13 protein-coding genes are annotated in these 19,510 nt (G+C 69.8%); 6 read left to right on the top strand and 7 right to left on the bottom strand.

Features of this window, described 5'->3' with window-relative positions; genetic code table 11:
* Nucleotides 1-74 precede the first annotated feature (74 nt).
* Complete coding sequence (locus CEK69_RS04770) at nucleotides 75-1,715, bottom strand: ShlB/FhaC/HecB family hemolysin secretion/activation protein (protein WP_193313904.1); 1,641 nt, start codon at nucleotides 1,713-1,715, stop codon at nucleotides 75-77.
* Nucleotides 1,716-2,058: 343 nt separating this feature from the next.
* Between CEK69_RS04770 and CEK69_RS04765 the strand changes: the two genes are divergently transcribed.
* From CEK69_RS04765 to pyrF, 3 genes are all read left to right on the top strand, one after another.
* The gene (locus tag CEK69_RS04765) at nucleotides 2,059-2,682 is read left to right on the top strand and encodes a hypothetical protein (RefSeq protein ID WP_152244180.1); all 624 of its coding nucleotides are present in this window, start codon (nucleotides 2,059-2,061) and stop codon (nucleotides 2,680-2,682) included.
* A 90-nt stretch (nucleotides 2,683-2,772) separates the two neighbouring features.
* On the top strand, nucleotides 2,773-3,687 hold the full coding sequence (locus tag CEK69_RS04760; protein ID WP_017911964.1) for a 5'-nucleotidase, lipoprotein e(P4) family: 915 nt from the start codon (nucleotides 2,773-2,775) through the stop codon (nucleotides 3,685-3,687).
* Nucleotides 3,684-4,418, top strand: coding sequence for an orotidine-5'-phosphate decarboxylase (pyrF, locus tag CEK69_RS04755; RefSeq protein ID WP_152244178.1), 735 nt, complete (start codon nucleotides 3,684-3,686; stop codon nucleotides 4,416-4,418). The genes CEK69_RS04760 and pyrF overlap by 4 nt, the downstream gene beginning before the upstream one ends.
* 187 nt (nucleotides 4,419-4,605) lie before the next feature.
* On the opposite strand, the gene CEK69_RS04750 is transcribed toward pyrF, so the two are convergent.
* The 4 genes from CEK69_RS04750 to CEK69_RS04735 form a co-directional block, all read right to left on the bottom strand.
* Entirely contained in the window at nucleotides 4,606-6,123 is a 1,518-nt protein-coding gene (locus tag CEK69_RS04750; RefSeq protein ID WP_152244176.1) for a tryptophan halogenase family protein, read from the bottom strand.
* A gap of 118 nt (nucleotides 6,124-6,241) precedes the next feature.
* Nucleotides 6,242-9,271, bottom strand: a complete 3,030-nt coding sequence (locus CEK69_RS04745; RefSeq protein WP_152244174.1) for a TonB-dependent receptor — start codon at nucleotides 9,269-9,271, stop codon at nucleotides 6,242-6,244.
* Between the two features lie 90 nt (nucleotides 9,272-9,361).
* Nucleotides 9,362-10,405 (bottom strand): LacI family DNA-binding transcriptional regulator, encoded by a 1,044-nt coding sequence (locus CEK69_RS04740; RefSeq protein ID WP_152244270.1) that lies wholly within the window; start codon nucleotides 10,403-10,405, stop codon nucleotides 9,362-9,364.
* Nucleotides 10,406-10,419: 14 nt separating this feature from the next.
* Entirely contained in the window at nucleotides 10,420-13,485 is a 3,066-nt protein-coding gene (locus CEK69_RS04735; protein WP_152244172.1) for a discoidin domain-containing protein, read from the bottom strand.
* A 378-nt stretch (nucleotides 13,486-13,863) separates the two neighbouring features.
* Here CEK69_RS04735 and CEK69_RS04730 point away from each other — a divergent pair, with 378 nt between their 5' ends.
* From CEK69_RS04730 to CEK69_RS04720, 3 genes are all read left to right on the top strand, one after another.
* Nucleotides 13,864-14,802 (top strand): hypothetical protein, encoded by a 939-nt coding sequence (locus CEK69_RS04730; protein ID WP_152244170.1) that lies wholly within the window; start codon nucleotides 13,864-13,866, stop codon nucleotides 14,800-14,802.
* Nucleotides 14,802-17,474: a glycerol-3-phosphate 1-O-acyltransferase PlsB gene (gene plsB / locus CEK69_RS04725; RefSeq protein ID WP_152244168.1), complete on the top strand. Its 2,673-nt coding sequence runs from the start codon at nucleotides 14,802-14,804 to the stop codon at nucleotides 17,472-17,474. The genes CEK69_RS04730 and plsB overlap by 1 nt, the downstream gene beginning before the upstream one ends.
* Nucleotides 17,475-17,690: 216 nt before the next feature.
* Nucleotides 17,691-18,533: a DUF2884 family protein gene (locus CEK69_RS04720; RefSeq protein WP_152244268.1), complete on the top strand. Its 843-nt coding sequence runs from the start codon at nucleotides 17,691-17,693 to the stop codon at nucleotides 18,531-18,533.
* Between the two features lie 94 nt (nucleotides 18,534-18,627).
* Here the strand turns inward: CEK69_RS04720 and CEK69_RS04715 are convergent, their stop codons facing one another.
* Complete coding sequence (locus CEK69_RS04715) at nucleotides 18,628-19,206, bottom strand: DUF488 domain-containing protein (RefSeq protein ID WP_152244166.1); 579 nt, start codon at nucleotides 19,204-19,206, stop codon at nucleotides 18,628-18,630.
* On the bottom strand, nucleotides 19,203-19,406 hold the full coding sequence (locus CEK69_RS04710) for a DUF465 domain-containing protein (protein WP_017908896.1): 204 nt from the start codon (nucleotides 19,404-19,406) through the stop codon (nucleotides 19,203-19,205). Before CEK69_RS04710 ends, CEK69_RS04715 begins: the two co-directional genes overlap by 4 nt.
* Nucleotides 19,407-19,510 lie beyond the last annotated feature (104 nt).

Genomic DNA, 19,510 nt, shown 5'->3' with positions numbered 1-19,510 from the left:
TCGTCGTGTCTCTCGTGCCGCCACTGGCGGCAAAACCCATCGCATCCCCTGCCGCCGGCCGGCGGCAGGCCGTGTCAGAACTGGTAAATCAGGCGCACGCCGTAGGCCGGCTGCGCGCTGTGGAAGTCGCGCGGTGCGTGCAGGTCCCAGCCGGCGAAGCCATCCCAGCTGAGCCCGCCGCGCGCGCCACGCACGCCGACGAAGCCGCCGACCAGGCTGCGCCCGGCTTGCGCGGCGACGCTGGGTCCGGCGATGCGACCGGCATCCACGCCCAGGTACGGGGTGATGCCCAGGCGCTGCACCGGCAGGTTGAGGGTGTTGCGCCAGTACGCGCCGCGTTCGGCGCCGAGGGTGCGTTCGCCGTCGAAGCCGCGCACGCTGTAGCGCCCACCCAGGGTGATGAATTCCGAGCCCAGCAGCAGTTGCGGGGAGGTCTGCGCATGCAGGCTGCTGTCCCAGCTCATCGCCACCGGGCCCAGCGCGAACGGCAGACCGGCGCTGACATCCAGCGTGGTGACGCCGTAGCGGTAGCCGGGGAAGCCCACCGCCGGGTCGTAGCCGGTCCATTGCCCGTCGAACCACGGGGTGCCGCGGCGGTGCCCAACGCGCGTGTCCAGCTGCAGCTTGCCCAGGTAATGGCGATGGCTGAGGTAGAGCTCGGCGCTGGTGGTGTGGCGGCGCTGGATGCCGATCTCCACACCGTCCAGGTAGCTGCGTGCGGCGCGCTTGGCCACCACCATGCCCAGCGTGGTCTTGCTGGTACCGGTGCGGTGGATCACCCGCTGCAGATCCAGTTGCGCGCTGTCGGAGCTGCCGCTGGACTGGAAGCTCTGGCGGAAGCCGTCCACCTGCTGGTGGTAGCGATACGACGACAGCGACAGCGACAAGGTCCACCAGCCCCACGGCACGCTGTAGGACAGGCTGTTGCCGCGGGTGCCGCGCGCGGCGCCGTCGTCGACCAGGTCGTGGTTGTAGCCGATCGAGAGCAGGTCGTTGATGCCCAGCGGCGCATCCAGGGCGAAATCGATGCCGCCCTGGTAACGGCCTGTCGCCTGCACGCCGGAGTCGTCGGCGTTGAGCACCGCGCGCCAGCGCTTGCTGCGCTGCACGGTGATCAGCAGGTCCGACTCGCCGGGCTGCTCGCCCGGCGCGATATCGATCTTGGCGTCCTGCGACGGCACCCGCTTGAACTGCTCCACGCCCTGCTCGATCGCGCGCAGGTCGAGCACATCGCCCGGCCGCAGCGGCAGCGCACCGCGCCAGAACACACGGCCGTTCGCCGACTGCACCCGCACCTGGCGCAGGCGCCCGGGCAGCAGTTCGAAGCGCAGCTCACCGCGGGACAGGTCCTGCGCGGGCACGCCGAGGCGGGTGGTGACGAAGCCGCGCGCGACCAGTTGATCGAGCGCGCGGCGGCGGATCAGGTCGATGCCGGCCGTGCCGATGCAGCGGCCCTCGTAGCGGCGCAGCGACTGCCACAGCCAGGAAAAGCGCGCCGCGTCGGGACCGGCGCCGTTGAGGCGGACGCGCTGGATCGGGAAGCACAGGGCTTCGGTCGGCAGGCTGGTGCTGCGCATGTCCGCCGGCGCTTCGGCCTCGCGCGGGCCCACGAACGGCGCCTGCCGATCCTGCTCCTGTTGCCGCTGGACCTGCTCGGCCTGGCGCAGCTGTTCCTGGCGGTCGAGCGTGCTCGGCGGGTCCTGCGCCTGCGCCATGGGCACGCTGGCGAACAGGCACGCAGCCAGCACAATGCGAGAAGCTCCTTTTCTCCGGCGATCCACTGCGACGTCCCCTGTGACGCTTCCCGCGTTTGCCTGCGGTGCAGGCGCGATCGCGTCGCAGCGCACCAGGCGCCGCGTCGCACGGTTTTCCATACTTGGAAGTGTGGTGGAAACCACAGTGCGGCGGCATCGGGAAGCTCCCGACACGCTGTCGGTAAATCCCCTGCAAAACAGGCGCTTGCGAGAATTTCGTCACCCTCGCAAAGGACCCACGTCACAACTGGCGCGCGATCCACGGCGGCTGCCACACTCTTGGCTCACACCTCGAAGGCCTCGCATGCTGCCGCTCTTCCTCCTGCTGGCCCTGGCCTCGCCCGCTGCGCCCGGCGCCGTGCCCGCCCCCAGCGCCGCGACGCCGACACCGACGGACTGCCGCGCGGCATCGGCCGCGCTGACCGAGACCGACGTCTGCGATCCACGCCGCGGCCTGCTGCATCTGGCCTATCGCGCGGGCCGTGTGGTGCTCCAGCTGCCCGGACGCACACCCGCCGTGCTGGAGACCATTCCGCGCGCCTACGCACCGGAGCTGATCGGCAGCGCGCGCGCCATCCGCCTGCTGCCGACCCGGTTGCAGCCGTATCTGGCGCGCGACCGCCTGCTGTACCTGTCGGTGCGCCGTTCCTCGCCCGGGGACGGACACGGCTACTGCGGCGCCGGTGCGGAGATGGCGCTGACCGTGGTCGATCTGCACGGCACGCCGTCGATCCTGGCGCGGATACCGGTGTCCAGTTGCCTGGACAACATCGACCTGGACGCACTCCACCTCGAGGACCTGACGCCCTACGCCGTGCGCGACGGCCGCCTGCGCATCCGCTTCAGCGCCTATGCCGGCCACGATGATGCCGGCCCCGTCGAGGCGGTGCTCGCCCCGGACCTGCACGGACTGACGTTCGCGCCCTGAGCGCGGCAGCCCGCCTGCGCCACCGCGCGCCGCGCCTGTCATCGCAACCGGCTAAAATCCGCGGTTCATTTGCCCAGGTTCCCACGCCCGATGACGCCGATCGCCCGCACCGCACTGGCCTGCGCCGTGCTCGCCCTGTCCGCCTGCAAGCCGCAGGCGCAGGTCGCCGACCCCGCCGCCAAGCCGGCCGCCCCTGCAGCTGCCGCCACGCCCGCAGCGGCCACGCCGGGCGCCGCCGACGACAACCTCAACGCAGTGCTGTGGATGCAGCGCTCGGCCGAGTACCAGGCCCTGGCCGAGCAGACCTATCGCGCCGCCGCCGACCGCCTGGATGCGGCGCTGAAGGAGCCGAACTGGGACGCGCTGGTGCCGGAGGAGCGCGGCAACGCCGCCGCCGGATTGAAGCCGGCGGTGGTGATGGACGTGGACGAAACCGTGCTGGACAACTCGCCGTACCAGGCGCGGCTGATCCGCAACGGCAAGGAATACGACGAGGTCACCTGGGACCAGTGGGTCGCCGAGAAGAAGGCCAAGCCGATTCCCGGCGTGGTCGATTTCGCCAAGGCCGCCACCGCCAAGGGCGTCACCGTGCTGTACGTGACCAACCGCGCCGTGCACCTGACCGACGCGACCCTGGCCAACCTGCGCAGCGCCGGCCTGCCGGTGGCCGACAACAGCGTGCTGCTGGGCCTGGGCACGGTGGTCAAGGACTGCGAGCAGAATGGCTCGGAGAAGAACTGCCGGCGCAAGCTGGTCGGCCAGCAGTACCGCGTGCTGATGCAGTTCGGCGACCAGCTCGGCGACTTCGCGCAGGTGGTGGCCAACACCCCGGAAGGCCGCGCGCAGTTGCTGCAGCAGTACCACGACTGGTTCGGCGAGCGCTGGTGGATGCTGCCCAACCCCAGCTACGGCTCCTGGGAGCCGGCGTTGTTCAACAACGACTTCACCCAGTCGCGCGCCGCACGCCACCAGGCCAAGGTGCAGGCGCTGGAGCTGGCGCAGTGAGTCGCGCGCCGCTGGCGCTGGCGCCGCACGAGCGCCTGATCTTCGCCCTCGACGTGCCTGGGCGCAGCGAGGCGCTGGAGTGGATCGAGCGGCTCGGCGATGCGGTGGCGTTCTACAAGATCGGCATGGAACTGCTCGCCTCCGGCGAATACTTCGACGTGCTGGACACGCTGGCCGGGCGCGGCAAGCGCGTGTTCGTGGACCTGAAGTTCTTCGACATCCCGGCCACGGTGGGCGGGGTGATCCGGCGGCTGTCGCAGTGGCCGGTGGACTACTGCACCATCCACGGCTGGCACCCGCCGATGATGCAGGCCGCGGCCGAGGCCAACGGCAGCGACATGCGCCTGCTGGCGGTGACCGTGCTGACCTCGATGGGCCGCGCCGACCTGGCATCGATGGGCATCGACCGCGCGCCGGAAGACGTGGTGGTGGAGCGCGCACTGGCCGCGCAGGCGGCCGGCATCGACGGCGTGGTCGCCTCCGGCCAGGAAGCGGCACCGATCCGCCGCGCCACCGGCGCCGGCTTCTCCATCGTCTGCCCCGGCATCCGCCCGGGCGGCCCGGTCGGCGACGACCAGCAGCGCACCGTCGGCGTGGCCCAGGCCTTCGCCGACGGCGCCGATGCGATCGTGGTCGGCCGGCCGATCCGCCAGGCGGCCGATCCGCGTGCTGCCGCCGAGGCGATCCAGCGGGAGATCGCGCTGACGTTGGCCGGCGGCGCTGTCAGTTGATTTCAAATCAATGACTTAGAAAGCAACTTCTAAAGTATTGCTTTAGCTTCGGCGTGCCGGTAGCATGCCCAGCGTCCGGCTCTGCCGGAGATGTGCCATACCGTTCTCCGGCTTCGGTCGGATTTGAAGAGGCCCGCGCCTGGTGCGCGTGGCCTCTTTTTTTGTGCCCGCGCGGCGCCGGCCGTGCTTACCCAGGCCTGGCCGCGCAATAGCGGTCGATGAAGGCCTGGTGCGGCGGCATCGCGTCGGCGCAATGGCCGATGGTCTGCTCGACGCTGGCCATGAAGCGCTCCAGATCGGCCTGCGGCACCTGGTCCACCAGCGGATGGTAGGCGCGCGGCAGGATGCCCTGCCCCACCATCACCTGCACCCAGCTGATCTCGGCGAACATCTCGTCGCCGTTGCGGTAGAAGCGGCCGCTGTCGCGGAACAGCGCCAGCGTCTCCTGCAGCTCCGGGGTGATCGGCATGCTGCGGCAGTGCCGCCAGAACGCGCTGTCGTCGCGCTCGGTGGCGTGGTAGTGCAACAGCAGGAAGTCGCGGATGCGGTCGAACTCGAAGGCGATGCGCTCGTTGTAGCGCCGCACCAGCACCGGGCTGATGCCCTCGCGCGGGAACAGCTCCAGCAGCTTGGAGATGCCGGACTGGACCAGGTGGATGCTGGTCGATTCCAGCGGCTCCATGAAGCCGCTGGCCAGGCCCAGCGCGACCACGTTGCGGTTCCACACCTGCTTGCGGCGGCCGGTGACGAAGCGCAGCGGCCGCGGATCGGCCAGCGCCGGGCCGTCGAGGTTCGCCAGTAGGGTGGCCGCGGCCTCGTCGTCGCTGATGTGCGCACTGCAGTACACGTAGCCGTTGCCGGTGCGGTGCTGCAGCGGAATGCGCCACTGCCAGCCGGCCGCGCGCGCGGTGGCGCGGGTGTACGGCGTGGGCGGGCCGACCTTGGCGCAAGGCACCGCGAGCGCGCGATCGCACGGCAGCCAGTGGCTGAAATCGTGGTAGCCGGTCTGCAGCGCCTGCTCGATCAGCAGACCGCGGAAGCCGGAGCAATCGATGAACAGGTCGCCGGCGATCGCCTCGCCCGACGCCAGCCGCACCGAAAGCACGTCGCCCGATTCCGGATGCAGCTGCACCTCCTCGACGATGCCCTCGCGCCGGGTCACCCCGCGCTGTTCGGCGTAGCGGCGCAGAAAGCCCGCGTACAACGCCGCATCGAAGTGGTAGGCGTAGGCGATGTTGGCCAGCGGCGAGTTCGGCGGCACATCCGTGGCCGAAGTCATGAAGCGGTCGCGCTTGGCGGCGACGGTATTGAGCGTGTAGGCGCCCAGCGGCCTGGCCTTGCCGGCCAGCGCCTGCTTGAACCAGTACTGCTGAAACGGCAGCAGCCCGAGCGGATGCCCGATCTCGGTGCCGAAGCCGTGCACGTAGGACGTGCCCGGGCGCTGCCAGTCGGCGAACTCGATGCCGAGCTTGAAGCTGCCCTGGGTATGGCGCACGAACTCGGCCTCGTTGATGCCGAGCAGGTTGTTGAAGGCCTTGATGTGCGGCACGGTGGCCTCGCCGACGCCGACGATGCCGATCTGTTCGGACTCGATCAAGGTGATGCGGTAGTCCGGACCCAGCACACGCGCCAGCGCGGCAGCGGCCATCCAGCCGGCGGTGCCGCCGCCGACGATGACCAGGTTGCGGAGAGGGGCGGCGATCATGCGTGTGTGGTCCTGTACCGAAGAAAGGGGCGACCGCAAACGCGGACGGGGCCACACGGCCCCGTCCGTTGAAACCCCACGCGCGCCGGTCGGGCACGCGCGTGGGTCATACGGTGGATCAGAACTTGGCGCCGATCTCGAAGGTCACCGTCCGCGGCACGTACATGATGTCGCCGGTCTTGTTGATGCTGATGTTGGGATCGTACCGGCCGTTACTGCCGAAATCGTTGTAGACGTACGTGTTGTAGTTCTTGAAGTTGAAGGCGTTGAGCAGATTCACGCGCGCCGACAGCTTGAAGTCCTTGTACACGGTGAAGTCCTTCGAAGCCTGGAAGTCGACCGTGCGGTAGCCCCAGATCTTGCCGCCGACCAGGAACTTGCCGTTGCCCGGCGGAATCGCCGCGACCTGCTGGCAGGTGGCACCGTCGGGATCGGTCTTGCCGTAGCACGCGATGGTGTTGATTGGTTCCGGCGTCGCCAGCACCACCTTGGCGCCGAAGGTCATGCCCCACGGGCCGTCGATCGAGCCGGAGGCGACGAAGCGGTGGCCCGCCACGGCGTCGGACTTCACGAACGGATAGTCGTGGATGGTGGCCTTGTCGAAGCCGAAGGGCTCGTCGATGTTGCGGTTCTGACGCGCATTGGTGTGCGTGTAGGACAGGGTCAGGCCCCAGCCCGATTCCTTGGTATAGGGCTTCTCCGCCGACAACAGCACCTGCGTGGTGCGCTGCTCCAGGCCGTTCATGCCGATGATGGTGTTCTTGTAGCCCGGCACCGGCTCGCCCCACGGGGCGCTGCCGTTCTGGAAGTAAGCGCCGTTCGGGTAGCGGTTGATCAACGACATGGCAAAACCGTCGTAGCTCAGGTTGCGCTGCACGGTCACGTCGGTCAGCCAGTCGCCGACCTGGTTGCTGATGCCGATGCTGTACTGGTCGCTGTACGGGGTCTTGAGGTGGTTGTTGAACATGAACAACTCGCCGCTGCCGCTGACGCCAGCGATGGCATTGAGATTATCCATGCCGTTGAGGTACTTCGGATCCCACGGCACGCACACGCGATCGCTGCGATAGCAACGATTAGTGGTGGGATTCTGGAAGAACACCGCGACCGGCGACAGCGCCGCCTTGCTGGTTTCGTACGCCATCTGCTCGAACAGATTGCGGTCGTAGGAACGGCCGGCACCGCCATGCAGCACGGCGGACTGATCGCCGAAGAAGTCGTAAGAAAAGCCCAGACGCGGCTGCCACGCATCCTTGAAGTTCTTGCGGTTATGGCCGTTGCTGATGTAGTCGGCGGCATTGACGCCGCTCGGCAAAAGGCGGTTGGCCCAGGGCTGGCCCGGGTTGGCGGGATCGTCGGAATACAGCGCCTGCACGAAGGCGGGCGAGGTGACGAAATCGGTGTAAGCCGGGTTGTCCTCGTAGTCCCAACGCACGCCGATGTTGAGCATCAGCTTGTCGTTGACCGCCCAGTCGTCCTGCACGTAGATGCCGTACTGCTTGGCCTTGGTGGAGACCACTGCGCTCTGGCCCGGGGTGGCGTACGGCGAATAGAAGTCCACGCGATACGGCGTGGAGGCCACGCCGTTGGCGTCGACCGAGTAGCTGAACTGCGGGTTCAAGGATGCGGCATCCTGCGCCGTCAGCTTGATGTCCTTGTAGTTCACGCCCATTTTGATGGTGTGGTCGCCATGCCACTGGAAGCTGGTGAAGGTGAGGTCGTTCTGCAGCGACCAGCCCTCCTGCTGACGCTTCTGCACGCTCGCGCCACCGGCCGGTCCGGTGGACAGGAAGTTGTACTCGCCGATGTTCGGATCGGTGTAATCCAGGTAGTTGTAGATGACGCCGTTGCCGGTGCTCATCGGCAGCGGATCGTTGCGGCCGTCCTCGCGGCTGACGATCAATTCGTTGTACCAGGCATCGGCGCTATGCGCCCAACGCAGCGCGACGCGCTTGTCCTTGTTGATCTTGTCCAGACCGTGATCGGTCGCATTCTGCCCACCGACGTTGTCGGTCTGGGTCTCGTCGCGTACCTGCGCGCTCAGTTCAAAGCGGTCGCGATCGGTCGGCTCGAAGTCGATCTTGCCGAAGTACAGGTCTTCGGTGAACGGCAGGTTGGCCGCGCCGTACTGGCTGGACAGGTTCGCCGGCAGGAAGCCGACATACGGCGCCGCCTTGGCATCGGGATAGATCGTGCGCGGCACGACATTGTCCTTGCCTTCGTAGGCGAAGAAGAAGTGCATGCGGTCCTGCAGGATCGGGCCGCCGATCGCGAAGCCGTATTCCTTGGTCTGCGAGTCCACCTTGTTGCCGGTCGCTTCCTCGGCCGGGCTCTTGTCGCGCAGATCCTGGTCGGTGTAGCGGTAGAACACCTCGCCGTGGAACTCGTTGGTACCGGACTTGGTGGCCGCGGTGACCGCCGCGCCGCTCACCTGGCCGAACTCGGCCTTGTAGTTGGAGGTGATGACCTTGTACTCGCCGATCGCCAGCTGCGGGAACGGGTTGCCCTGGCTGTCGTTCTGGCCGGCGATACCGCCCTTGGCCACGTAGCTCTTCTGGCTGACGCCGTCGATGTACAGATTGCCGGCGCTGCTGTTGGAGGCGCCACCGCGCAGCGTGGTGTGACCCTGCGAGTCGATCTGGAACACCATGCCCGGCACGGTGTCGGCGAACTCCAGGAAGTTGCGGGTGGCCTGCGGCAGCTGCTCGATCTGGTGCAGCGACACCACGTTGCCCACTTCCGAGGTCTTGACGTCCTTCAGTAACGGCGCGCTGACGGTGATGGTGTCCAGGGTCGTGGCGTTGCCGCCGGCAGCCGGGGTGGCGGCGTCCAGATCGACGGTGGACGAGGACGCGACCTGCAGGGTCACCGTCTTGGTAACGCCATTGGCCTCGACCTTGTAGGTGCCCGGCGGCAGGCCGACCACGGTGTAGCTACCGTTGGCGGCGATCGGCGCGCGGCGCACCGAGCCGGTGGCGATGTTGGTGACGGTGACCTCGGTACCGGCCTGGGCGGCGGCAACCTGACCACGCAGCGTGGCGTTGCTGGACTGGGCCATCGCCGGCATGGTGGCGAACAGGCAGGTGGCCAGCGCGCAGCACAGCAGGCTGCGTGCGGGCAGGTTGGAGGCGGAACGCGATTTCTTCATGACTAAAGCCCTCCCAGGGCGGTCAACGGGATCATTGTTGTGTTCTTCTAGGTGGTGCAAAAAACGACATCGGTGCTGCATGCGTCGGTGTCAGTCCATGGCGGTCCCTCGCTGGGCACTGGAGGCACGAACGATGAGTTGCGGGGCGATCGCATTGGCCGCTGCCGCCGACGCCACCGGAGCGGCATGCGGCTCCAGCGCACCGAGCAGCAGTTGCATGGCGCGGGCGCCGAAGCCGGCGATGTCCACGCGCATGGTCGTCAGGGCCGGATGCACGTAGCGTGCCATCGGCACGTCGTCGAAGCCGGCCAGGGCGATGTCCTCGGGCACGCGCAGCCCGGCATGGGTGAAGGCGAACAGGCAGCCCAACGCCATCATGTCGTTGGCAGCGAACACCACGTCCGGCCTCTGCCCCTGCAGCAGGGCTTCGCCCGCGCGGTAGCCGGAGGCCTCGTCGAAGGCGCCGGGCAGCACCAGCGGCGCCACCTGCGGGCAGCGCGCGCGCAGTTCGTCGCGGTAGCCGCGCAGGCGCTCGCGCGCGTCGAAGTTGTCGTCCGGCCCGGCGATGAAGGCGATGCGGCGATGGCCCGCGTCCAGCAGGTGGCGGGTCATCGCACGCGCGCCGCCGTAGTTGTCGACGTTGAGCACCTGCGCCTCGCCGATGCGCTCGGCGCAGTTCATCAGCACCGCCGGCAGCGCGCCGGGCAGCATGTCGGCCGGGTCCTCGGCATCGCTGGCCATGGATGGCGACATGATCAGCAGTCCGTCGACGCGCCCGGGCATGCGCCGCACCGCCAGCCGCTGCTGCTCCGGCTCGCCGTGGTAGCTGGACACCAGCAGGTGCAGGCCGCGCTCGCGCGCCACCGTGTCGATGCCGCGGATCAGTTCGGAGAAGAACTCGCCGTGCAGGTCCGGCAGCACCACGCCGATGGTGTGGGTGCGGCGGCTGCTCAGGCTGCGCGCGGCGTGGTGCGGCACGTAGTGCAGGGTGCGCGCGGCTTCCAGCACGCGCGCGCGCACCGACTCGGCCACGTGCTGGTGGCCGTTCATGGTGCGCGACACGGTGGCCACCGAGACGTTGGCCAGGCGCGCCACGTCCTTGATGGTGATGTTGGCGCGCTGGTCCGGCGCCATGACGGGGGGCGGGCTCACCAGCGTGCCTCCAGGGTCCGGAACGGCTTGGACAGGGTCACGCCGCCGGCGTCGTATCGGTCGATCCGGCGGCCGTCCACGCGCACCTGGGTCGGCCGCGTGCGCGTCGGCCAGACCACGCGCACGGCGGTGCCGGCGCGCAGGCCGCTGTCGAGTTCGACGCGCAGCCGCCCGTCGCGCTGGCGCGCGCGCAGGCCGAGCGTGCCGTAGGCGGTGGGCAGGCGCTGCACGGCCAGGCCATCGTCGGCGAGCCAGGCTGGCGGCACGCCGGGCAGCAGCACCAGCGCGTCGTCGCCCTCGTGCATGAGCATGCCGAACAGGGTGCGCGCGTACTCGGCGCCGATCCAGGTATGCGGCATGTCGCCCAGGTAGCGCGGGAAGCGCAGCCGCGACTGCACCACCTCGGCCAGCACCTGCCATTCGAACGGGCGGCGGTCGCGCAGCAGGTCCTGCAGCAGTTCGTCGGCCACCTGCGGCTGGTCCAGATGCACGTAGGTCAGCACGTTGCGCATCTCGTACGGGGTGTAGGCCCACAGCGCATTGGGTTGCTTGCGCTGGCGCACGTCTTCCAGATAGCGCGCGAAGGTGGTGCGCAGCGCCGCCTCCGGCAGCAGGTCCTGCTGGCCGGTGGGATCCAGCGCGATCGAGACGCTGGTCGGATCGCCGTCGCCCAGGTCGGCCGCAGCGGGAATGTAGTCCGCGCCCTTCCACGCCATGGTGGCGCGGATGGAAGCGGCCAGCGAGCTGCGCAGCGCCGCGTACTGTTCGCGCGCCCAGGCGGCGGTGGCGGCATCGCCCAGCGATTCGGCCAGCCAGGCGCCGTCGTGCCAGCCCTTCAGCGCCCAGTAGTCGTCCCAGTAGCTGTGGGTGGGGCTGGAATAGCCTTCGTGGCTGATCGACGGGGCGAGGATGCCGCGGAAGCGTTCCGGCGCCGGCTGCTCGGCCATGTAGCCCGGCACCAGGGTGCGCTCGCGCAGTTCCTGCAGGAACTGCATCGCCAGCTTCACCTTCGGCAGGTAGGCGCGCACGCTTTCCGGGCCGCCGTGCAGCCGCGCGACGTCGGCGACCAGGGTGATGTACTCGCCCTGGCTGTCGTACTCCAGGTCCGAGCCGAAGCCATCGTTGACGCTGCCGTCGTCGTTGAGGATCGGCGAGACCAGCCCGTTCAGGTGCACCGCGTGGTCGCTGTACCACTGCAGGTAGTCGCGCGCGACCTGCGCCTGGCCCATCCGCAGCAGGATCGCCGAGGTGGCCATACCGTCGCGGATGAAGGAACGGTTGTAGTTGCGCGGCCCCGGCTGCATCGCCTGGCCGGTCTGGTTGATCAGCATGTACGCGGCCTGCGCGCGCAGCATGTCCACCAGGCTGGCGTCGGGCAGGCGCAGGCCGACGTTGCCCAGGCGCTGCTGCCAGTCCGCGGAGACCTGCTCGGCCAGCGCGTCGAAGCTGCGGCCCGCGTCGCCGCGCCCGGCGGCGAGCAGCGCGTCGCGGTCCAGCGGCGGCGCCGGCGGCAGGCGACCCTGGGCGTCGGCGCTGGCGGTGCCCAGCGGAAACGCCAGCACCACGTCCTGTTGCGCACCCGGCGCCAGGCGCACCGTGTAGTTCAGCATCGCCGCGGCCAGGCCGTCGGCATCGCGGGCCTGGCGCTGCGCCGGCAGCGTGCCGGCGGCGACGTGGCGGGTGATCTCGGTGGCGCCGTTCGCGCCGAACGCTTCGGCGCCGCCGCCGCTGGGCGCGCTCAGTGAGGTCAGCAGCGCGCGGCCGTTGACCTGCACGACGTTGCCGTCGACTGCGACGTCGTGGATCGGCGACAGGCCGCCGTTCTGCCACGGCGGATTCATCTGCATCGGCCGCACCAGCAGCGACAGGGTGCCGCTGACCGGGGTGGTGCCGGTGTTGCGCAGGCGATGGCGCAGCAGCGTCACCGGCTGGCCGTCGCGTTCGATCGCGAAGGTCTCGCTGCGCAGTTCCAGCCCCGGCTGCGGCGACCAGCGCACCGACGGCATCGGCTTCCAGCCGTCGCGCAAGGCGTGGGTCAGCGCATGGCCGTCGGCGCCGGCGGCGGTGCCGGAGGCGTCGCGCCACAGCGGCTGCACCAGCGGCGCGCCCTTCCACGCCTCCAGGTTGCCGTACTCGTCGAAGATCGATTTCTGCCGGCCGGCGTGGATGCCGACCACGGTCCAATAGGTCTGCTGCATGTGCAGCGAGGCCGGGAACAACGCGCGGGTGGCGCCGCGCTGCGCGGCGACCTGGTAGCGCTTCATCGGCGTCATCACCGCCTTCGGCCCCAGCAGGCGCAGGCGCGCCAGGGTCGGCGCGACGCCACCGGGCGCGGCGTCGACGCGCAGGCGCAGCGCGCGCACCGGCAGCGGCGCGGTGCCGGCCAGGTAGGCGCTGTCGCTGTCGCCGGCCTGCGGGTCGTCGGCCAGCAGGCGCCAGCGGCCCGCAGCGTCCTGCGCCTGCAGCTGCGCCGCGCCATGCGCACCGGCGAACTCGACGATCAGGCCGGCGCTGTCGAACGCGCGCGGGAAAGCGATATCCAGTTGCCGCGCCTGCGCGCCGGTGCCCGGCATCGCCACCGCGGCACCGCCCTGCCACAGCGCCGCGGCGTCGGCCGCGGACACGCCACGCAACCGCACGGCGCCGGCACCCAGCGGCTCCATTTCGTAGATCGACACGCCCCAGTCGGCGCTGCGCGCGGGCGCAGCCAGGCGCAGGTAGCGGGCCAGATGCGGCGCGAAGAACACGGTCTCGGTGCCGCCCAGCGAGTCGGCCATCGTGTACACCGTGTCCCAGCGCTGGCCATCGCGCGAGGTCTGCAGCAGGAAGCCTTCCGGATTGGAGGTGTCCCATTGCAGGCGCACGCCGCCGACCTGCGCGGCGCGGCCCAGATCGATCTGGAACCAGTGGCCGGGACTGAAGGCGCCGGCGGTGCGGGTGCTGGCGTCGCCGTCGATCAGATAGCCGATCGCCTGCGCCTTGACCTGCTTGGAGGAACTGGACGCCTGCCATTGCGCACGCGGCGGCAGGCGGCCGTCCTGCGCCTGCACCGGGGCCGTCATCGCAAGTCCGTACAGGACTGCGGACAACACCCAGGCGCAGCGGCGCGCGCCACCGTGACCGAGCACTCGGATGATCTCTGACGAATATCGCACTGGGTCCCCCGGCCAGCACCGCCTCAATCGAGGTGGGCGGACGTTAGCAGCAACTGCAAGCGGTTACATGATGCGTTGCAACATCCGCAATCCACTGGCACATCTGGCCATATGCCGACATGCCTGTCCCGACAGCCCAGCGCCGGGTCATGAAATGTCCCGCCGCGACAAGCCCAGCCCCCTGGCTGCCTGCCGGTCGTCCCCACACCGCCGCCCCGCCCGGCTTGCCGGAATCGCCCGCGCCCAGCAAGATGCGGGACGTTTTGGGGAACGAGCCCGCATCGTATGTCGTCCTGCCCGACCCGGGTCATCTCCTCGCGCGCGCTGTGCATCCTGCTGTTGGCGATGCTCACCCTGGCCGTGGGCGGATGCAAGCGCACGCCCGCCGAACTGCCCGGCGCCAGCGCCGAGCCGGCGGCCGCGGTGCGCACGCTGGCGCACGCGCTGCAACGCAACGACCTGCTCGGTTACGCCCGCGCCGCGGTGCCGCCGGCCCAATACCAACGCCTGCAACAGGCCTGGAGCGAGGACCGCAGCCGCTGGCCGCTGACCGAGCTGCCGCTGGCCGAACGCCTGCCCGAGGTGCTCGACACCCTCGCCGCGCCGGACGCCGAGCGCCAGCTGCAACGCGCCTTCGACGCGCAGTTCGGCGGCCAGGCGGCGAGCCTGAAGCAGGCCGCGCACTCGCTGGGCCTGTTCGGCGTGCAGTTCCTGCGCAACCAGGGCCACTACACGCCCGAACAGCGCGGCCACTACGTGCAACTGGTGCAGGCGCTGAGCGCCTGGGCCGCGCGCGCACCGTTGTCCGAGCGCAAGCGCGCCCAGGCGGCGCTCGCGCGGCTGTGCGCGGGCGCGCGCCGCACCGGCGTGCGCAGCGATGCCGACCTGCGCACCCTGGGCATGGACGAGAGCCTGCGCCGGCTGGGCCCGTTCCTGGCCGACCTCAAGGCGGTACTGGCCGACTACGGCCTGGACCTGGACGCCAGCGCCGGCGCGCTGCGCACCGGCCTGGTCAACCAGCAGGGCGACCAGGCGGTGGTGCGCATCCAGTACCCGCTGGACGGCGAACAGATCGACACCACCGCGGTGCTGGTGCGCCGCGACGGGCACTGGTACCTGCGCGACACCCTCAGTGAGGTGGATGCGCTGCTGGCGGCCAGCGCCGGCACCGCCACCGCGGCCGCGGCACCCGCCGCCGACCCCGTCCCGCCGGCTAAGCGATAATGGCCCAGATGCCAGAACAGAATCCCCTCCCGTTCCCCGACGACGCCGCGGCCGCACGCGCGGCCGACGCGGCCCGTACGCCCGCCGACGCGCCCCCCGCCGACCCCGGCGCCGCGCCCTCTTCGACCGCCGCCCCCTCCACCCTGCCGGTGGCCGCACCCGCCGCGCGCCAGGCCAAGGGGCCGCTGTGGGCGCGCCTGCTCGGCCGCCTGGCCGATCCCTGGCTGGGCCTGAAGATCGAACCGGCCGAGCCGGGCCAGTACAACGACGGCCGCCCGGTGGTGTACGTGCTGGAGGACTACGGCCTGTCCAACGCGCTGATCCTGGACAAGGCCTGCCGCGAATCCGGCCTGCCCTCGCCGCTGGTGCCGCTGCCCGGCGACCCGCTGGGCCGCAAGCGCGCCTACCTGGCGCTGTCCCGGCGCAGCAGCAACCACGCGCTGCTGCCGGAGCAGCGCGGCGCCAAGACCCACTCCGATTCGCTGGCCAAGCTGCTGCAGGCGCACCGCGAGCGCCCGGACCTGGACATCCACCTGGTGCCGGTGTCGATCTTCGTCGGCCGCGCCCCGGACAAGCAGAGCGGCTGGTTCGCCGTGCTGTTCTCGGAAAACTGGGCGCTGGTGGGCAGCTTCCGGCGCCTGCTCGGCGTGCTGCTCAACGGCCGCAGCACCATCGTGCGCTTCGCCCCACCGGTGTCGATGCGACAGACGGTGGAGGAAGGGCTGCCGCCCGAGCGCACCGTGCGCAAGCTGCAGCGCGTGCTGCGCACCCACTTCCGGCGCATCCGCGAGGCCGTGATCGGCCCGGACCTGTCGACCCGGCGCCTGCTGGTGGACCAGGTGCTGGCGGCCGAGCCGGTGCGCGAGGCGATCGCCGCGCAGGCCAAGCGCGACAACAGCAAGCCGGTGGACGCCTGGCGCAAGGCGCACGCCTACGCCTGGGAAATCGCCGCCGACTATTCCAGCCCGGTGGTGCGCTCGGCCAGCTTCCTGCTGACCCACGTCTGGAACCGCATCTACGCCGGCGTGCTGGTCCACCACCTGGACAAGCTCAAGGACGCCGCGCCCGGGCACGAAGTGATCTACGTGCCCAGCCACCGCAGCCACATGGACTACCTGCTGCTGTCCTACCTGCTGTACGAACGCGGCATCGTGCCGCCGCACATCGTGGCCGGCATCAACCTCAACCTGCCGGTGGTCGGCACCCTGCTGCGCAAGGGCGGCGCGTTCTTCATCCGCCGCTCGATCAAGGGCAACGCGCTGTACTCGGCGGTGCTCAGCGAGTACGTGGCGCAACTGGTCGCCGGCGGCTACTCGATCGAGTACTTCGTCGAAGGCGGACGCTCGCGCACCGGCCGCCTGCTGCAACCCAAGGGCGGCATGATCGCGATGACCCTGCGCGCGTTCCTGCGCCAGCCGCGCAAGCCGGTGCTGTTCCAGCCGATCTACGTCGGCTACGAGAAGCTGATGGAGGGCAACAGCTACCTCGACGAACTCAGCGGCCGGCCCAAGGAGAAGGAATCGATCTGGGCGCTGCTGTGGGGCATCCCCAAGGTGCTCAAGCAGAACTACGGCCAGGTGGTGGTGAACTTCGGCGAGCCGATTCCGTTGAGCCAGGTGCTGGCGCAGCGCGCGCCGGAATGGGACGGCCAGCCGCTGGGCGAGGACGAGAAGCCGGCCTGGTTGAACGGCACCGTCGATGCGCTGGCGCAGCAGATCCAGGTGCACATCAACGCCGCCGCCGACGTCAACCCGGTCAACCTGCTCGCGCTGGCGCTGCTGTCCACGCCCAAGCACGCCATGGGCGAGGCCGACCTGATCGCGCAGATCGAGCTGTGCAAGAAGCTGCTGGCGGAACTGCCGTACTCGGACCGGGTCACGGTGACCCCGCATTCGCCCGAGCGCATCATCGCCCACGCCGAAGAGATCAACGTGCTCACCCGCACGCCGCATCCGCTCGGCGACGTGCTCAGCGTCAACGGCGACAACGCGGTGCTGCTGAGCTATTTCCGCAACAACGTGCTGCACCTGTTCACCGCCTCCTCGTGGGTGGCGTGCTGTTTCCAGAACAACCGCCGCATGAGCCGCACCGGCCTGCTGCGACTGGGCCGCACCGTGTACCCGTTCCTGCAGGCGGAACTGTTCCTGCCGTGGAGCGAGGACCAGTTCGCCGAGCGCATCGAACGCACCATCGAGGTGTTCGTGCGCGAAGGCCTGCTGCTGCAGCTCGCCGAGGACGACGGCAGCGTGCTGGCGCGCAACACCGGCCAGACCGACGAGGTGTTCCGCCTGCGCGCCATCGGCCACTCGCTGCAACAGGCGTTCGAGCGCTATTACATCGCCATCTCGGTCCTGGTGAAGAACGGCCCGGGCAAGCTCGGCGCCGGCGAACTGGAGAGCCTGTGCCAGCAGGCCGCGCAACGCCTGAGCCTGCTGTACGCACCGGCGGCGCCGGAGTTCTTCGACAAGACCCTGTTCCGCGGCTTCATCCAGAAGCTGCGCGAACTGAAGCTGGTGTGGCCGGACGAGAACAGCAAGCTGGTGTTCGACGAACGGCTGGATGCGTGGGCGAAGGACGCCAAGTTCATTCTGGGCCGTGAGCTGCGCCACACCATCGAGCGGGTCAGCCCGGAAGCGGCGAAGGTGGAGGAGCCGCCGGTTCCGCAGGATTGAGGCGGTAGTTGCAGCACATGCCGTCGTGATGCGGTGAGATCCTGGCGCGTGGCGACGCGCCAAACAGAAGGGCGCCCTGTTATCACTGCGGCGCGGCGGTTGACGCCGCGGCACAGTGACTTCCGACACGCGACCCAGGGGCCGGTGCGGCCCGAGCATGCTTGAAACTCCCTGCTGCGGGTTCCGGCGATGCGCACAGCTCCTCTTTTCGCTCTGTTGCTGCTTGCCGCCTCCAGCGGGCCTGCGTGGGCCGACCAGGGCGACGACGCTGGCAAGCACGACCATCGGCCGCAGGTGTCCTCGCGCCAGTGCGGCCTGAGCACACCGTTCAACGTGCTCGCCGACACGGGCGGCATCTGGCTCACCCGCAGCGATGGCGACGGGCCGCGCGAGATCTTCTTCCATGCGGGCGAATTGAGCGTGGATCGCCAGGTGCAGCAGATCGGCGACGCCGATGCGCAGCGACTGCTGGAGATGGAACGCGAAACCCGCGCGCTGATGCCGCAGGTGGCCGACCTCTCGCACGAGATGGTCGATCTCAGCTACGACGTGCTGGGTTCCGTTGTGGAGATGCTGACCGGCAGTGCCGGCAACGCGCGCAAGATCGAACGGCTGCGCACGCACGCCAATGCCTATGTCGACGGCACCCTCGGCAAGGGGCGCTGGGACCAGGAGGCGTTCGACGACCGGTTCGAGGACTATGTCGAGACGCAGGCGGAAAGCTTCGTGGGCAGCATCACCCGTCACGTGCTCTGGCAGGTCGTGACGGGCCGCGCGGAGGCCATCGGCGAACGCGCCGACCGCATGGACGCCGCCCTCGAGGCGCGGCTGGATGCGCGCAGCAAGGGGATCGAAACCAAGGCGCAGGCGCTGTGCGCACGGGTGGCGCGGCTGGACCAGCTGCAGCAGGCACTGGAGTACCGCTATCGCGGCCAGCCTCTGCGCCTGCTCGCCGCCAACCAGGACGGAGCGAGCGGGCAGGGCACCACCACGCTCGTCAGCACCGACGATACGCCGCGCAGCAATGCGATCGCGGTGCCGTCGGTTCCGCAGGACTGAGTCTGACGCCGCTGCGCGTGGCGCGACCCGCAGTGGACTCCCGGCGCGTGGCGACGCGGCGGATACCCTGACGCGGCGACCATGGAAGCGCGGCTCAGGCGTCGAACAGGTCTCCGGTGCGCGGCCCCGCAGCCACCGCATCGGGCGGATAGACCAGTTGCCCGTGCGCGTCGCTGCGCGCAGCCGGATTCAGCGTGGCCGGCTCCTGGCGGCCGACATCGATCAGGTGCACCACCGGATGGCCATGGTGCAGCAGGTGGTCGCAGACGATCTGGCGGTGGCACTGGCGCCAGTAGGCCTCGGCACACATGACCGCGCACGCGCCGTCCTCGCCGAAGGCCTGCAACTCGGCCAGCGCCTCGGCGAATTCGGCGCCCAGCGCGTAGTCGGCGTAGTGGTGGAAGCTGACGCTGCGCCAGTGGCCGTTGCGCCGCGGATCGACGCCCGGCTGCCTGCCGCGGCGTCCGCCCAGGGCGCGGAAGTGCCGGTAGGCGATGCCCACCGCGGCCAGCGCCGGTGCCAGCGCGCTGCCGTCGAACTGCGGGAACCGCCGCGAAGACGGAAAGGCGCGCACGTCGGCGAGCCGGGTGACGCCGGCGCCCTGCAGGATCTGCAGGAAGGTCTCCAGGCTGCGCGTGGAATGGCCGACGCTGAAGAAGGTCGCCGCGCTCACGCCGGTTCGTCGGGGATCAGCAGATGCTCCAGGCGCAGGATGCAGTCCTTCAGTTGCAGCTTGCGCTTCTTCAGCCGCTTGGCTTCCAGCTCGTCGTCCAGATTGGCCGGGATGCGCTGCAACTGTTCGTCGAGCGCGCGGTGCTCCCGACGCAGGGCGTCGATGCGCAGGGAGATCTCGGCGGGCGTCAGGGTGTCCACGAGGTTCGAGCATACACAGGCCACCGGTCCGCCGTCACCGTGCAACGCGCCGCTATGCCGGGCGCAGGACAGCCGGCACAATGCGCGCGGGCGCCGCGGCGGAG

Origin of the sequence: Xanthomonas sp. LMG 12462 (assembly GCF_009192885.1) — a bacterium.
Classification (GTDB): domain Bacteria; phylum Pseudomonadota; class Gammaproteobacteria; order Xanthomonadales; family Xanthomonadaceae; genus Xanthomonas_A; species Xanthomonas_A sontii.
The sequence above is the reverse complement of the archived record's forward strand: the minus strand, read 5'-3'. Positions and strand labels throughout refer to the sequence as shown.

Excerpts from the sequence above, each read along its gene's own strand:
- CEK69_RS04765 (WP_152244180.1), top strand. The coding sequence starts at position 2,059 with ATGCTGCCGCTCTTCCTCCTGCTGGCCCTGGCCTCGCCCGCTGCGCCC.
- CEK69_RS04730 (WP_152244170.1), top strand. The coding sequence starts at position 13,864 with ATGTCGTCCTGCCCGACCCGGGTCATCTCCTCGCGCGCGCTGTGCATC.
- plsB (WP_152244168.1), top strand. The coding sequence starts at position 14,802 with ATGGCCCAGATGCCAGAACAGAATCCCCTCCCGTTCCCCGACGACGCC.
- CEK69_RS04750 (WP_152244176.1), bottom strand. The coding sequence starts at position 6,123 with ATGATCGCCGCCCCTCTCCGCAACCTGGTCATCGTCGGCGGCGGCACC.
- CEK69_RS04770 (WP_193313904.1), bottom strand. The coding sequence starts at position 1,715 with ATGGCGCAGGCGCAGGACCCGCCGAGCACGCTCGACCGCCAGGAACAG.
- CEK69_RS04745 (WP_152244174.1), bottom strand. The coding sequence starts at position 9,271 with ATGAAGAAATCGCGTTCCGCCTCCAACCTGCCCGCACGCAGCCTGCTG.
- CEK69_RS04740 (WP_152244270.1), bottom strand. The coding sequence starts at position 10,405 with ATGGCGCCGGACCAGCGCGCCAACATCACCATCAAGGACGTGGCGCGC.
- CEK69_RS04735 (WP_152244172.1), bottom strand. The coding sequence starts at position 13,485 with ATGACGGCCCCGGTGCAGGCGCAGGACGGCCGCCTGCCGCCGCGTGCG.
- CEK69_RS04760 (WP_017911964.1), top strand. The coding sequence starts at position 2,773 with ATGACGCCGATCGCCCGCACCGCACTGGCCTGCGCCGTGCTCGCCCTG.